A 13745-nucleotide genomic window follows, 5' to 3' on the forward strand; every position below is an offset into this window, starting at 1 on the left:
CCGAACATTGCGTTGACGCCCTCGGTCTTCTTTTGGTTCGATGTGAACTTTCAGTCACGTCACTATCTATCAGCGAACGCGCCGCGGCCCACAAGCGTCTCAGCTGGTCACGAACTCCAGTAGGTCGGCGTTCAAGACGTCGGCGTTCACCGTCAGCATGCCATGTGAGTATCCGGGATAGGTCTTCAGCATGCCGTCCTGCAGCAGTTCGATCGCCTTCAGCGCAGAGGCGGCGATCGGAACGACCTGGTCGTCCTCGCCGTGCAGGACAAGCGTCGGCACGGTGATCGCCTTGAGGTCCTCGGTCTGGTCGGTTTCAGAGAAGGCCTTGATGCCGTCGTACTGCGCCTTGGCGCTGCCCATCATGCCCTGCCGCCACCAGTTCTGGATGATACCCTCGTGGACTGCAGCACCGTCGCGGTTGAAGCCGTAGAACGGGCCCGCGGGCACGTCGCGGAAGAACTGTGCGCGGTTGCCGGCGAGCGCTGCTCGAAAGCCGTCGAAAACCTCCATCGGCGTGCCCTCCGGATTGGCGCCGGTCTGCAGCATCAGGGGAGGAATGGCGGCGACGAGCACCGCCTTGGCTACCCGACCCGCAGGTTCGCCGTGCCGCGCCACGTACCGCGCCACTTCGCCGCCACCGGTGGAATGGCCGACGTGAATGGCGTTCCGCAGATCCAGCGCCTTGGCCACGGCGAAAGCATCGGCCGCGTAGTGGTCAATGTCGTGACCCTCGGCGATCTGGCTCGAGCGTCCGTGGCCGCGCCGGTCATGGGCGACGACACGGTAGCCCCTCGACAGAAAGAACAGCATCTGCGCGTCCCAGTCGTCGGAGCTGAGCGGCCAGCCATGGTGAAAAACGATGGGCTGGGCGTCCTTGGGGCCCCAGTCCTTGAAAAAAATCTGCACGTCATCGTCGGTAGTGATAAAGCCCATGGTGGGTTCTCCTTCTGAAAGCCGTAAGTGGAGGTTATTTACATCGTGGCACCCTGTGTGGCGGTCAGAGCGGACCAGATCATCAGGGCACCGAAGGCTATGAAAATAATTCCGGTCAGCGTCCGTCCGCGCCGTGCATGTTCCGGATTCCGGAGCAGGCGGACAAAATGTCGAGCTCCAAAGGCATAGCCGCCCAGAACTATGAGCTTCACTACGACGAAGGTCGCAACCAGAAGGGCGAGGACGGATGGTCCGCTCCCTACCGGGAGGAACTGGGGGAACAGCGCGGCGAAAAACAGTATGGCCTTCGGATTGCTGATCCCCACACCGAAGGAGTGAAGCCAAAGGCCCAAGCTGCTTTCTCCATAAACTGCCTCCGTGGCCGAAGAGTCCGCTTGCGGAGCCGCAGGACGCAGAAAGTTCCATCCGAGCCATAGGATGTATGATGCACCCGCAAGGCGCAGGGCAAGGAAGGCAACCGGATAGGCCATAAGCAGAGCGCCCAATCCGATGATGGAAAGCGTGGCCAGCAACGCGATCGCGACCAGATCGCCGCTCAGGGCGGCCAGCGCGCGGCGCCACCCGTAGGCAACGGCGTTGTTCACGATGAACACCGTGGACGGACCTGGCGTCGCGGCCTGTGTCACGCTGACGAAGAGAAAGGTCAGATAGGCGGGGAGTTCCATTCTCGCATCCTTCGGTGGCGCTGGCGTGATCAAGTCTGACGCAGCCTGTCCATTTTGCTCCATGATCCCGGGGCAAGGCCGTTGCGAGGCGTTATTGAGCGTTCCTTTCTTGCCTGTTGAAAAGGCAGCGGATCCGCGAGGCATGCTCCAGAGGCATTTCTGCCTGCACGCAACTTGCCGTTCCATTTGGCTTCACGGTAGTGCCATACTCGGGCAATCTGTGTCGCGAAAAGGGGAACGCCGAAATGAACATCGAGGATCTGCAGACATTCGTCGCCGTGGCCGATGCCGGGGGTGTTTCGGCCGCTGCGCGTCGGCTCGGTCTCTCCAAGTCGATCGTCAGCCGGAGGCTCGTCCGGATCGAAGCGGAACTCGGCACCCAGCTCCTCGCACGGACGACTCGCGGAGCCGCGCTTACGGAAGCAGGCTCAACGTTCAGAGATCATGCTGCCCGGGCCAGCGCCGAGATCGACACGGCGCGGGAAGCGATCCTCCCGACGGGCGGTCTGCGTGGCCGCCTGAGGGTCGCGGTGCCGCTCTCCTCCGGTCCGACCCGCTTTGTCCCCGCGCTTGCGGAAATGGCGCATCGCCACCCGCTGCTCCAGATCAGTACCTCGTACAGCGATCGTTTCGTCGATCTCATTGCGGAGGGGTTTGATTGCGCGATCCGGGTCGGCACCCTTCCGGATTCCAATCTCGTCGCGAAGCGCATCGGCGCGGTCTATGGATCGCTCGTCGCGAGCCCGGGATACATCAAGGCGCACGGTTCACCCCGGACACCCGATGAGGTTGTCACCCATGAGGCGCTCATGCAGGGAACCGAAACCTGGCAATTTCTGGACGGCGACAGGGTCGTCACCGTTCAACCGCAGGGCAAGTTCAAGGCCGACAGCGGTGCGGCGCTCGCTGCCGCCGCGGCGGCGGAACTTGGCATCGCCTGGCTCCCCGATTGCATCGTGCATGACTACGTGGCGTCCGGCGCCCTCGTCCCGATCATGACGGACTATCCCCCACCTCCAGCAGGTACTTATGTCGTCAGGCCGCCGGGCCTGCATCCCGCGCGGAAAATCCGGGTCCTCACCGAAACCCTGATCGAGTATTTCGAACGACATCCGGACACTCTGCGCCGCGACCGCTGAGCCACGAAGGGCGGAAGACCCCGACCGGCGGGCGGTGTTGGGCGGAGGCCCATGCTCAGCCTCCGAGACGGCTCACGCGTTCCGCTATCCGCAACACAGCTTGATGCGCGCCAAGACTAGCCGCCGGAGTGCCAAGTCGCCAATCTACACGACAGTCGCACCGAGTATCGCCCAACCGATCGGGCAGTCCGGATGCATCAAGATCAGGTAGTCGCATCGGCAAGCATGACGCCGACTGCGAGCCAGAGAGAGGACGACGCTCATGAGTTGGAACCCATCGATCGAACCGGGCTGCCCCGATGATGTTGGAATAGATGCGATCGAAACCCTCATTGTTCCAAGGTCCCGCGACCTTGGCGATTTTCAGGTCCGGCGCGCCCTGCCCGCACCGAAGAGGCAAATGGTCGGGCCATTCATCTTCTTCGATCAGGCTGGCCCGGCCGAGTTGTTGACCGGGCAAGGCGTCGATGTTCGACCGCATCCGCATATCGGCCTTGGCACGGTAACCTATCTATTCAAGGGCGATTTCCATCACCGTGACAGCACTGGCGCCGATCAGGTCATCCGCCCCGGCGCACTGAACTGGATGGTCGCCGGGCGCGGCGTTACCCATTCCGAGCGCACGTCTGCGGCTGCCCGCAGCGGTCCGAACGGCCTGTTCGGGATACAGACCTGGCTGGCCCTGCCCGACAGCCATGAAGACATGGCACCCAGCTTCGAACACCATGGCAAGGACCTGCTGCCGATGATCGAGGATCGCGGCGTGTCTGTTCGGCTGATCCTCGGTAACGCCTATGGCGAGGTTGCGCCCGCTACGATGCTCTCGGAGACCTTCTACGCCGATGTGAAGCTCGAGCGGGGAGGCCGCCTGCCGATGCCCGACAATCACGAAGACCGGGGCATCTATATCGTCGAGGGGTCCATTTCGGTTGCGGGGCAGGAGTTCGATGCGGGTCAGATGATGGTTTTCCGCCCGGGCGACAAGATCACTGTCGCCGCCGGCGACCGGGGTGCGCGGCTCATGATCCTCGGCGGCGCGACGTTTCCCGGCCCGCGCTACATCTGGTGGAACTTCGTCGCCTCCTCGCAGGAACGCATCGAAGCGGCCAAGGCCGAATGGCGCGCCGCAAACTGGGGCAAGGGGCGCTTCGATCTTCCGGTCGACGACCGCAGCGAGCATATCCCTTTGCCGGATTGACCGGTGCGACCGACAGGACTGCCGGGACGCCCTGCGGGCGACCCCGTAGCCAAATAACTGACTCCCGCATGGGAGCGATGCTGGATGGAGAAGACGCGCAATGAACACCAAATGGCCCCGACTCGACTACCTTGAATGGCGCGAGACCTGTTCCGCCCTGCACCTCTATCTGCAGATCGTCGGTAAATACCGGCTGGCGCACACGCCGTGGCTTAACCATTCTTGGAACGCCACATTCTATGTCACGCCGACCGGCCTGACATCCTCACCGATCCCGGACGGTCCGGGCATCGAGATAAGGTTCGATTTCCGTGAGCATATGGTCATCGGAACCAGTGGCAACGACCGCGAGGCGAAGTTTGCGCTGGCGCCGTCCACGATTGCAGCGTTTCGCGAAAGTTTCGTGAAGCTGATCACCGATCTCGGGGGCACGCCAACCTTCCACGACACGCCGAACGAGGTGCCCAATCCGGTGCCGTTCAGCGAGGATCATCGCGACCGGCCCTATGACCGCGACGCCGTGCGGCGCTACCACCAGGCGCTGGTGGCCATCGACCGGGTGTTCTATCGGTTCCGCACGTCCTTCCTCGGCAAGTCCAGCCCGGTTCACCTGTTTTGGGGGGCGCTGGATCTCGCCGTGACCCGCTTCTCGGGGCGGCGCGCGCCGCTGCATCCTGCCGGGATCCCGTCCCTGCCGGACGACGTGGCGCAGGAAGCCTATGACCGTGAAGTGTCCTCCGCCGGGTTCTGGCCGGGCGGCAACGGCATCGACTACCCCGCCTTCTATGCCTACGCCTATCCCACGCCTGCCGGCTACCGGACCGCGCAGGTTAGGCCGGAGGCAGCCTTCTGGCATGAGGGCCTGTCGGAATTCATGCTGCCCTACGATGCCGTGCAGACCGCGCCGGAACCCGACGAAGCCCTGATGGCGTTCCTGGTCTCCACCTACGAGGCCGCAGCCGACCTCGGCGGATGGGATCGCGATCTTCTGGAATGTGACCACGGGCACCCGCGCCAGGTGCGCGCACCCAACGCCGCACCGACGACTGCGGCCTCGAGGACGGATGGCACGGTCGAGCGGGAAGATGGTCCATCGAAGGGGCGCTACCGGCTTGTCGTCGATGATGCCGAGGCCGAGATGGCCTACAGCCGCGTTGGAAAAAGCCAGATCATCATTGACCACACTGAAGTCCCCGACGCTTTGCGGGGCCGCAAGGTCGGAGAAAGGTTGGTGCGACAGGCGGTCGAGGATGCGCGGCGGGACAAGGTGGTCATCATCCCGCTCTGCCCGTTCGCAAAGGCGGTGATTGGCCGTCATCCGGAATGGCAAGACGTGTTACCCACGTCGAAGACCTGATTGCCGATGGACCGTATCTCGCGTTGGACGGCCATTCGCGGTCTATGGGCTGGTGCCGCCGGTCCTTGAACCGCACAGCATCGCGATCGGCGAAATCCGCTGGACCGAACGAACTATCGCCGTCAGCCGGAGTGATCCGGAGGCTGCCACCATAATGGAAACGACGCCCGGCGCTGCCGCGTACCGAAGTTGCAATTATTAAGGGGCGAGCTGATGCCCTTAGAAGGGCTGGGGCCAACCATCGTCCGGGTGGTCAGCGCACGACCGTCCGTAAAGGGCTGACAACGATCAACCGAAGCGGCGCTGAAGGCCGGTCCGGGTCGAAAGCCGGGTGCTGCAGCGCCGCAAGGCAGATGTGAGCCCTAAGTGGACGCTCTATCGCCAAGAAATTGACTAAATCTGAGGAGGTAACCATCAGGGTCTTGCACCAAGAATTCAATCTGCCCACGCTCGATTTCGTTAATGCGATACCAAGATGTTTCGGGCTCCTCAAATAGTGGAAATCCAAATGCCTGTATTTTCTCAGCTAGTCTCGGTGCGTCATCCACAGTGATTTGGAAATTGATCCCACGTCCGTAGGGATTTTCCAGGACGCCGGTGTTCCAGAACTTATTGTCCTGCTTTATCATGATGTGCGCCTCACCTAGTTTTAGATAGGCAAACTTACTTTCGGGACGTTCGAACCAAACATCAAAACCAAGTACTTTGACGTAAAAATCCAAAGTGGATGCAAAGTTGGAGCAAGCCAGCTCTGGTACCAACGCTGCAACTTGTATTTGTGTCACCGTGCGGTTCCAATATTATTAGGATCAGTAAGTATTTTTACTGATGATCTGCTTTTTATCAACGGCAGCAATGTCCCTGTGGTTTCAACGGGTGGTCGCAACACTTTAGTCTTTTTGGAAAGATGGAGTGTTAGGCATGAAGTATCGTCAGCGGACATTTTATACGGCTCAACAGAAGTCAGAGACGTGGGATCGATGGCAGCGACCCGTTGAAACCACAGCCGCATAGCTGACCTCAGTGCGGAGCTCAGCGAACGTCCGCTCCCCGCCCTTGGTGTCGATTGACGCGAACGGCCCAGACAGGACCTTCGACGGGCTTCCTGTCCCCGGCTCGTAGATTAGAGCAGGCGTTGCAGTGAGGGGAGATTACCCTCCACTGTGGCTGAACAGATGTCCGAACCTGTCAATCCAGAAGCCGGTCGATAATTTGGCGCGGAAGTGTCAGATCGCTGAGCGCCTGATGGATATTTTCGTCCATGTTGCTCAAAGGCTTGTTCATCACATCGAAACTGAGAAAGCTGTGGTCCAGCCGCAAGGCCAGATAGAACGCCGTGCCCTCAAAGGCAGTCGACAAATGGGACTCTGCGCCCTGGTATTCATCTGCGATGTTCAGGATTTTATGGCCAAAGGATGTATCCAACGCTTGGCGGGCCTCGTCGAGATCATCGGTATAGACTTCGAACGCGCGCTCCAGGCTGTCATCGGACAACTCAAGTTTGTGGGGCGGTCGCAAGTTGCGGGTCGCCCATGAAAAGAAGCGGTTGCCCAGCTTTCCGAAGTCCGGAAGGAAAACGATTGTGGGCATCGGTTTCCAGCACTCGATCTCGATCAACACGCCGCTGAACAGGGTGCGTGTTTTGAGTTTGTCGTCACTGTCACGATAGGTCTCGAGAAAGCTTGCCTTGACCAGTTGATAGGACACGTCGCGCCAACTGCCGGAAATCCGCGGGCCAAAATAATGCCGCTCGGCCTGTGGCACGAGGCAAAGCCGTTTCAGCGTGTCGAGCTTGACCTCTTGCGCGGAGCTTTCCTCTGCAAAGGACACATCCTCGAGAAACCGGCTAAGGATCGGGCGGATGAAGTCAGTCAACGCGCCCTGCAGTTTGTCGCCTCGGCTGATGTATACGAACAGGCAGGCAAAGCCGCCCAGGGCAATCGGCATGATCGGCAACACGGGGTCGAGCCGATGCGCTTGCCACGCCAGAATCAGGGCGACGACTGCAATGGCACCGATGATCTTCTGGCTGCGCGCGATCGCCTTTTGTCGCCGCTCTTCCAGTACCATCAGATAGGGAACGATGTCTCTGTGATAGACCTTTGCAAAGCCTTTTTCGTAATCTTCGCGTTCGACGAAGGTGAAATCATCCATGGGTCGACTTTCAATAGTTCCGTACGGCAGGCCACGGTTTTCACAAGGTAAGCCTTTGGCATCTTCCATTTCAATTCAATAGCTTATTCGACAGCACCCTTGGGCCGGTGCGCCGGTTGAGCCCATCCCCAGCAAAACCGCTTCGTAATCATAGCTCACATCCGACATCCCATCAGAGCAGGCTTCGGTGTAGCGCACGATGAGTGACAGTGAATATGCGGTGTCGGTGCTCTCCAGATAATACGCCCAAAGATCCGACCTGCCGATGCCGGGCACAAATCGCGGGGGATTGAGTTTGATCGGGCTTTCCAGCTCTGGCGAGCTGTAGTTGGCGTTCTTTTCCTCGATGGTCACGCCCCAGAAGGGCTCTGTTCCGACACAGTGCAAGGTGTCGGGGATCTGAAATAGAATATTGGTGGGAACCAGGTAATCCGCATTCACCCATCCCACGATGCCCTCGTATGCGACCTCGCGCCATTCCGTGCCGTCTACGTCTAACGAAATCCCTGTGACAACGACATCTGTGGCATCATGTGGAATTGTACCGATAATTTCGGAGCTGCCGACATCCAACGTTTGATCGATATTCGCTCGAATGTTCAGCGCGTCCTGCGCAGCGACGCCCGAAACGGAATGCGGTTGTGAGGACGCTGGGGTGGCGTACAGACTAATCAGAAACGCGATCGTGACGGCGAGCTTGGCAACTCTGCCATGTCGAGTAACAGTAGAACTGTGCCAGTCTTTTCTGATCTGCATGGTCAAATTCCAATTTCAATTCCAAGGTCAGGCTTAGGGTTGGTTCACTATATTGCGCGCCCAACGCCTTGCATATTGAAACATCTCGGCTGCTGAGAGAATGTCGGTCTTTCCGTTTGCGAACGCGACGGTCAGCGCCCATCCTGCCTACGGGCGGGGCGATGCTCCAACGGTTTTGAAACTCACATAAGAAAGAAATTTCGCGCAATCGGTAACTATGGAAGTGGAAAACAGCCGGGTAATCCGGCGGGCAGTGCAATCAATGCGCCCGCCGCATAGAGCTGTTTTCCCAGTTCGGGTTCATCTGACGCTACAGTGATCCAGAAATCGCCAATATTTACAATGCCGACATTCGCGGGCAGGCGCGATATGAAATGTTCGCTCGGAAACAAGGCCATAGCGCCAGGAGCGACGTCGGTGAAATACATCACGCCAAGTTGGAGTGAAATCCACCCAAACAAGACGATGACGACCGACACTATCCAGGATCTAATAGTCATGAATGTGTTCCAAGGTCAGATCCCGTTCATCAAGTCCACGCAGTGCTTCAGCCAATTCGGGCACTGGCAAAAGGATCAGGTGACGTGTGTCAGAATAGCCTTGACGCCCAAAACTATAGAGCGCCTCATCAAGGTGTAAAACTTCGGACGTCACTGTGAAAAGAATGTCGTCATTACCGGCAATCTCAACGAAATCACCGCCTGCCTTGGCCCATTGCAACAAAAGCTCCGTTAGTGCGCGATAGCGGGGCGCCTCGATTTCGATGCCCTCTGGCAGCGTCGCGATAACATCTACATCGTCAAAGGCAGTAAGATCGGCTGCGCTTAGTCCGGTGACGATCATCCGCAGTCGTAGGGCGTCGGGTTCCATGTTGGCGACAGCCGCCGCGATGGCTTTGGCATAAACCGCTTTGGCTTTGTATTCCAAGCCAATAGCGAGCCGTCTTTCACGATCCCGAAACGCGTCTGTTGCGCGGTCTGTGATGGCCGAAGCGTTCTGCCTGAAGTCCCATTGATACCAAGGCACCTGACGCAAGAACTGCGCATACTGCGCGGCTTGTTGTGCAGTCAAATCATCTAATGGCGCACGGGTTTCACCACGGATCAATGTCGCGACCCGGCCAATAGTTTCTTCGTAAAGAGCCTTTGCCAAAAGCTCTGCGGTGAAGCTGACACCGATCGTATAAACCGTCGATTTGAATTCCGCGGGAAATCCCCCATGCGGTCCAGACGCCTTGGACAAACTGCAAAGCGATGTCCAAAACCCGCCAATTGCAGGCCAATACTTGTAGTCATGGGGATCGCCCGTGCTGATGACCTTCGCATAATCATCGTAAGCATGGACGATGTGCCACTCGGGGTATGTCAGAAGCGTGCGCCCCTCGGGCCGACGCTGGTCTGGTGGCAAGATGGCCGCATAGTCCGACGCGCCATGCCCAGGCTTACAGGCCAGTTCGATATAGCCAATCGGCGCAAGCAGTCCGATCACGAGCAGCAGCAGTGATATACCGACGCGTTTCAACAAACGTTTCATACGTTGCGGCCCAACCGCAACCCCGCCCCCAATGCCACACCACCGAGCGCGATATGCGGCAAATTCGCGAGCACTCTGAACAGCGAAAATGACAACCCGTCCGAGGCGTTGGTAAAGATGCCAAAATCCAGATAGCCCCAGCCTGTCAAAAATCCCAAAGCCCCGTCACCAAGGTAAAGCGCGCCAAAGATGACCAAGAAGACTTTGCTGGCCCGTGCGCCCAATAGCGCCGCTGCCAGCGCCCAAATTGCGGAAACCAAATGCAACAGGTCGTCAAACAGGTCGAGCGCGAAGATGCCAAATGCCAGCCCCGCCTCGTCGGTGATACCCGGTACATAGTTCAAGCCTGCGGCTGCCAGTAGGACAAAGAAATATCCGAGCGCAAATTTCTGGATCAAAATCATAAGGCCTCCAAGTAACTATCCCAAAGATTGTTACGCAGTATAAGATTGGGGTCCAATGCCCGTTTTGCTTCTGCAAATTCTGTCGCACGCGGATACGCTCGCGCGAATTGATCTGGTCGTGCGTGCGGCCGGTAAGGCAGATAATATGTCCCGCCAATCGAAATCACACCATCAATCAGTTCTTGCGTCATTCGCCGCATATCCGCCTCAGCACGGGTCGTCAGTTCTTGACTGAACGACATCACCGCTGCAATGCGCGGGGTTGTGGCATAGCCGAGCCAACTGTTCGGATCAGTGTCCACAAAACGCAGTGTCACGTTCAGAAACTCTTGATAGGAACTGGGAATCACTGATCGGCACAACGTCACAAACTCGGCAAAGCGCTCGGGCGAGATAAAGTACTCGTGCAAGATATCCGTGCGGTTAGGATTGCGGTCATCAAGCGTCACAACAGGTTCATTGATCAGGCTGTTGCGCGTGGTGGGTCCGTCGGCCACTTTGGTTGCAAAGTCAGCCTCAAACCACCAGCGCAGCCGCTTCATCCGCTCATTACCAAGCTGGGCGCGGTAAATGCGGCTTGCTATCTTTGCAGCAGCGCCGGATCCACTCGCAGCAGGCAGGTCACTTTGATCGGGGCTTGGCCGGTAGGTAATAAGCAGGGCGTCAGACATGAAGTTCGCGCGCTGCACGTTGAGTCGTCCGTAAGCCATGGTCACATTTTCATCGGCAAGCGCCTCGATGAATTTGTTCCCAAACGCCTCAGCAGGCATTTCCTCAAACGTGGGCTCGAGGCGTTGGTTCTGCCTGAGATCAACATCCATTTGCGTGATGATCCCAGTTAAGCCATACCCCCCCATGGTCATCCCAAACAAATCAGCGTTCTCAGTGCGTGAACATGACACAAGGGTACCATCGGGCAGGATCATATCAAACGACCGCACAGTGCTGCCCATTGGCCCCTCTTTGACAGGCCAACCGTGAGCATTCACACAAAACGTTGCCGCAATGCCAAAGTCGTTGTTTGATTGCATGACGCACGGGCCCAAGCCAATCGGATCTGCCATAGCGATCACGTCGCTCCAGCGCGCACCTGCATGTACGCGCATCATTTGATTGGCCGTATCCGGTTCGACAAACCCATTCTCAAACGTAATTGCATGGCCGTCCCTCGGAATGGCCTGCCCACCCATGGAATGACGTGCGGCACCGACATTCACCGGACGGTTGTTGGCGCGGGCTTCGCCTAACTCCGCACGGATTGACCCGATCAACTGTTCTCCGGGGTCGTCTTTTAAGATGATGTGCCGGAATATTGGTGTTTCGCTAAGTTCGCTGGCATCATTCAATGTGCCAGCGGTGCCACTTGGTTCAATTGACCGTGTCCCATCAAGCGTAGGATTGGACGATGAGAATGACTTTGTTAGCAACCCGCCTATCACCGCGCTTCCACCTAAAAGCGCAGCCCGGCGGCCAATTCTAGCTATCATTGTCATTTTTTTCCTGGAATTCTGAGCTACGTTCACAACTTAGAGTCTCTCGATTGAATTGAAAGTATGGATTTCCAGACCCTAGTTTTGCAATCGGTCAAATAGAGAAGCAATTTTGGACAGGAAGCAGACTTGGGCGCAGCCGCAATGAAAGTTGGCTTTATCCGCCTTGCAGACCTCAAGGCTACTGGCTGCGAACGTCCGCTCCCACCCAAGATGACTCTGCTGCGCCAGCGTCATCCGGAATTTCGCGTCCGCAGCCAACGGCAGTAAAGTCCCGCACCGCTACCGTTGGCCTTCAGGATCGGTGCATAGTCACCAGCTTCGGTTTTCACTTAGCCTGATTTCCGACTTAGGGCGCGAATTTCAATCAAGCCGTTCTTTGACCGTTAGGCAACATGATCCCGGCCGAGAATTGAGGCGTAACTTTGATAAATGAGGCATTCGAGTTAAGCGAGAGTAAGCGTTAGTCTGGACTCAAACCTGCCGTTCGGACCGGTGAATTCAGTCCATGGTCACCGCCGTCTCAACGTGCTGTTCTCCCGCGCCAAGGAAAGGATCGTCACTTACAGCTCGATGAAGCCCACGGACATTCAGGCCGAAGGCAAGGCTCATGGCGTGGCCATGCTGCGCGCCTGGCCTGGCGCCCCGGGACGGTCGCGACGCGACGCCTTTCACGCCAAACACACTGCTGCGCGGCCACGAAAATGGTTAAAAATCGAGATGCCCAGAAGAGAGGAGGAACATCGAGCCAACCTGACCAAAAGGTGGTCCAAAATACAATACATAAGCCAACATACTGGTTTTTATATTTATTATAAAAAAATTGGTGCGGGCGGTGGGACTCGAACCCACACGGGGACAAGCCCCAACAGATTTTAAGTCTGGTATGTCTACCATTCCATCACGCCCGCAGCGTTCTTATCCCTAGGGGCTGTGGGCCCTGTGCTCAAGAGGTTTTCAGATATCTTCGCCCGGGGCGTCAGATACCTGTGGCCCTAGTGGCGCGCCGGGGGCGATCAGCGCGCGTTCGGACAACCATGGATTGTTCTCTAATGCTTCCAACAACTGAGCGCGGGCGTCTTCACGTTGACCAAGTTGCATCAATGTCAGTGCGCGGCCCGATTGCGCAGCAACATGATTAGGCGTGCGGGCCAATGCCTCGTCCAGATCGGCCAGCGCACGGACAAAATCGCCTTGCAAAAAGTAGACAAACGCCCGCTGGTTCCAGCCCTCGGCATAGGCGGGGCAATAGGCGATGAGACGATCAAACTCTGTTTTGGCACCCAGAAAATCATAGCCTTCGCGCCGCGCCATCCCGCGGTCCAGAATCGCCTGCGCATCGGCGTCAGGGGCACGCAGATAGACGTTCCACAGCCCTTCTGCCACACCGCGCGCTGCGGCCTCGGTCGGGGCGGCGCGGGCGTCATCGAACAGACGGGCCAACTCGTCCGAATGGTCCATGGGCGCTGGACATCCCCATGCCCAGACCGGAAGGCCAAGACAGATGGCAAAGGCGGTTGCAATCAAAGGTTTCATCGTCAAAAATTTGACGCAGATGGCCCTTGGGTCAAGTCACATCTGCGAGAACGGCCTCTTTCACCGCCTCCATCGCGACATAAGTCGATGTCGACGCCACATAGGGCAATTGCGAAATCGTCTCGCCCAGAAACTGGCGATAGTCGGTCATGTCCCGCGTGCGCACCTTCAGCAGGTAATCGAAGTTACCTGCAATCATATGCGCCTGTTCGATCTCGGGCACTTTGACCACCGCCTGATTGAATGCGCTCAGCGCGCCCTCACGGGTGTCAGTCAAACGCACCTCGACAAAAGCCACGTGATCCATGCCCAGACGGATAGGGTCCAGCATTGCCCGATAGCCCAGAATGACCCCGTCTTTTTCCAACTTGCGCAGCCGTGCCTGCGTTGGCGATTTGGACAAACCGATGCGCGAGGCAAGGTCCGTCACACTCATGCGTCCATCACGCGCCAGCTCCGACAGAATCGCTCTGTCGAACCGGTCCAACCCAATCCGATCATTTTCCATGAGAAATCCTTATTCTTCGGTCTAAATTACCGACATATGAATTCAATA

The 13745-nt window shown here is 57.9% G+C and carries 14 protein-coding genes and 1 tRNA gene; 3 read left to right on the plus strand and 12 right to left on the minus strand.

The window, feature by feature from the left end; genetic code table 11:
- Positions 1 to 99: 99 nt before the first annotated feature.
- Both SULPSESMR1_RS10220 and SULPSESMR1_RS10225 read right to left on the minus strand, forming a co-directional pair.
- Positions 100 to 936: an alpha/beta fold hydrolase gene (locus SULPSESMR1_RS10220; protein WP_089420724.1), complete on the minus strand. Its 837-nt coding sequence runs from the start codon at positions 934 to 936 to the stop codon at positions 100 to 102.
- Between the two features lie 38 nt (positions 937 to 974).
- The gene (locus SULPSESMR1_RS10225) at positions 975 to 1622 is read right to left on the minus strand and encodes a LysE family translocator (RefSeq protein WP_089420725.1); all 648 of its coding nucleotides are present in this window, start codon (positions 1620 to 1622) and stop codon (positions 975 to 977) included.
- Positions 1623 to 1867: 245 nt separating this feature from the next.
- On the opposite strand from SULPSESMR1_RS10225, the gene SULPSESMR1_RS10230 reads away from it, so the two are divergent.
- The 3 genes from SULPSESMR1_RS10230 (at position 1868) to SULPSESMR1_RS10240 (ending at position 5316) form a co-directional block, all read left to right on the plus strand.
- A complete protein-coding gene (locus SULPSESMR1_RS10230; RefSeq protein ID WP_089420726.1) occupies positions 1868 to 2761 on the plus strand; it encodes a LysR family transcriptional regulator in 894 nt (297 codons plus the stop codon).
- A 262-nt stretch (positions 2762 to 3023) separates the two neighbouring features.
- The gene (locus tag SULPSESMR1_RS10235) at positions 3024 to 3959 is read left to right on the plus strand and encodes a pirin family protein (protein WP_089420727.1); all 936 of its coding nucleotides are present in this window, start codon (positions 3024 to 3026) and stop codon (positions 3957 to 3959) included.
- A gap of 100 nt (positions 3960 to 4059) precedes the next feature.
- A complete protein-coding gene (locus tag SULPSESMR1_RS10240) occupies positions 4060 to 5316 on the plus strand; it encodes a DUF5996 family protein (RefSeq protein WP_089420728.1) in 1257 nt (418 codons plus the stop codon).
- A gap of 362 nt (positions 5317 to 5678) precedes the next feature.
- On the opposite strand, the gene SULPSESMR1_RS10245 is transcribed toward SULPSESMR1_RS10240, so the two are convergent.
- The 10 genes from SULPSESMR1_RS10245 to SULPSESMR1_RS10290 all read right to left on the minus strand — a co-directional run bounded on the left by SULPSESMR1_RS10245 (position 5679) and on the right by SULPSESMR1_RS10290 (position 13697).
- Positions 5679 to 6101 carry a bleomycin resistance protein gene (locus SULPSESMR1_RS10245; RefSeq protein WP_198362780.1) on the minus strand — a complete coding sequence of 141 codons (423 nt, stop codon included), beginning with the start codon at positions 6099 to 6101 and terminating at the stop codon, positions 5679 to 5681.
- 403 nt (positions 6102 to 6504) lie between these two features.
- Positions 6505 to 7470, minus strand: a complete 966-nt coding sequence (locus SULPSESMR1_RS10250; RefSeq protein WP_157728999.1) for a DUF3137 domain-containing protein — start codon at positions 7468 to 7470, stop codon at positions 6505 to 6507.
- Between the two features lie 75 nt (positions 7471 to 7545).
- The gene (locus SULPSESMR1_RS10255) at positions 7546 to 8226 is read right to left on the minus strand and encodes a COG3650 family protein (RefSeq protein ID WP_089420730.1); all 681 of its coding nucleotides are present in this window, start codon (positions 8224 to 8226) and stop codon (positions 7546 to 7548) included.
- Between the two features lie 215 nt (positions 8227 to 8441).
- Complete coding sequence (locus SULPSESMR1_RS10260; protein ID WP_240311325.1) at positions 8442 to 8726, minus strand: hypothetical protein; 285 nt, start codon at positions 8724 to 8726, stop codon at positions 8442 to 8444.
- The gene (locus tag SULPSESMR1_RS10265; RefSeq protein WP_089420731.1) at positions 8716 to 9759 is read right to left on the minus strand and encodes a hypothetical protein; all 1044 of its coding nucleotides are present in this window, start codon (positions 9757 to 9759) and stop codon (positions 8716 to 8718) included. The genes SULPSESMR1_RS10260 and SULPSESMR1_RS10265 overlap by 11 nt, the downstream gene beginning before the upstream one ends.
- The gene (locus SULPSESMR1_RS10270; RefSeq protein ID WP_089420732.1) at positions 9756 to 10163 is read right to left on the minus strand and encodes a hypothetical protein; all 408 of its coding nucleotides are present in this window, start codon (positions 10161 to 10163) and stop codon (positions 9756 to 9758) included. Before SULPSESMR1_RS10270 ends, SULPSESMR1_RS10265 begins: the two co-directional genes overlap by 4 nt.
- Positions 10160 to 11650 carry an FAD-binding oxidoreductase gene (locus tag SULPSESMR1_RS10275; RefSeq protein WP_349813516.1) on the minus strand — a complete coding sequence of 497 codons (1491 nt, stop codon included), beginning with the start codon at positions 11648 to 11650 and terminating at the stop codon, positions 10160 to 10162. The genes SULPSESMR1_RS10270 and SULPSESMR1_RS10275 overlap by 4 nt, the downstream gene beginning before the upstream one ends.
- Positions 11651 to 12477: 827 nt before the next feature.
- Positions 12478 to 12564 (minus strand) — tRNA-Leu (locus SULPSESMR1_RS10280).
- A gap of 46 nt (positions 12565 to 12610) precedes the next feature.
- Positions 12611 to 13114 carry a tetratricopeptide repeat protein gene (locus tag SULPSESMR1_RS10285; RefSeq protein WP_240311326.1) on the minus strand — a complete coding sequence of 168 codons (504 nt, stop codon included), beginning with the start codon at positions 13112 to 13114 and terminating at the stop codon, positions 12611 to 12613.
- A gap of 106 nt (positions 13115 to 13220) precedes the next feature.
- Positions 13221 to 13697, minus strand: a complete 477-nt coding sequence (locus tag SULPSESMR1_RS10290; protein WP_089420735.1) for an Lrp/AsnC family transcriptional regulator — start codon at positions 13695 to 13697, stop codon at positions 13221 to 13223.
- Positions 13698 to 13745: the final 48 nt, after the last annotated feature.

The organism is Pseudosulfitobacter pseudonitzschiae (genome assembly GCF_002222635.1).
Classification (GTDB): domain Bacteria; phylum Pseudomonadota; class Alphaproteobacteria; order Rhodobacterales; family Rhodobacteraceae; genus Pseudosulfitobacter; species Pseudosulfitobacter pseudonitzschiae_A.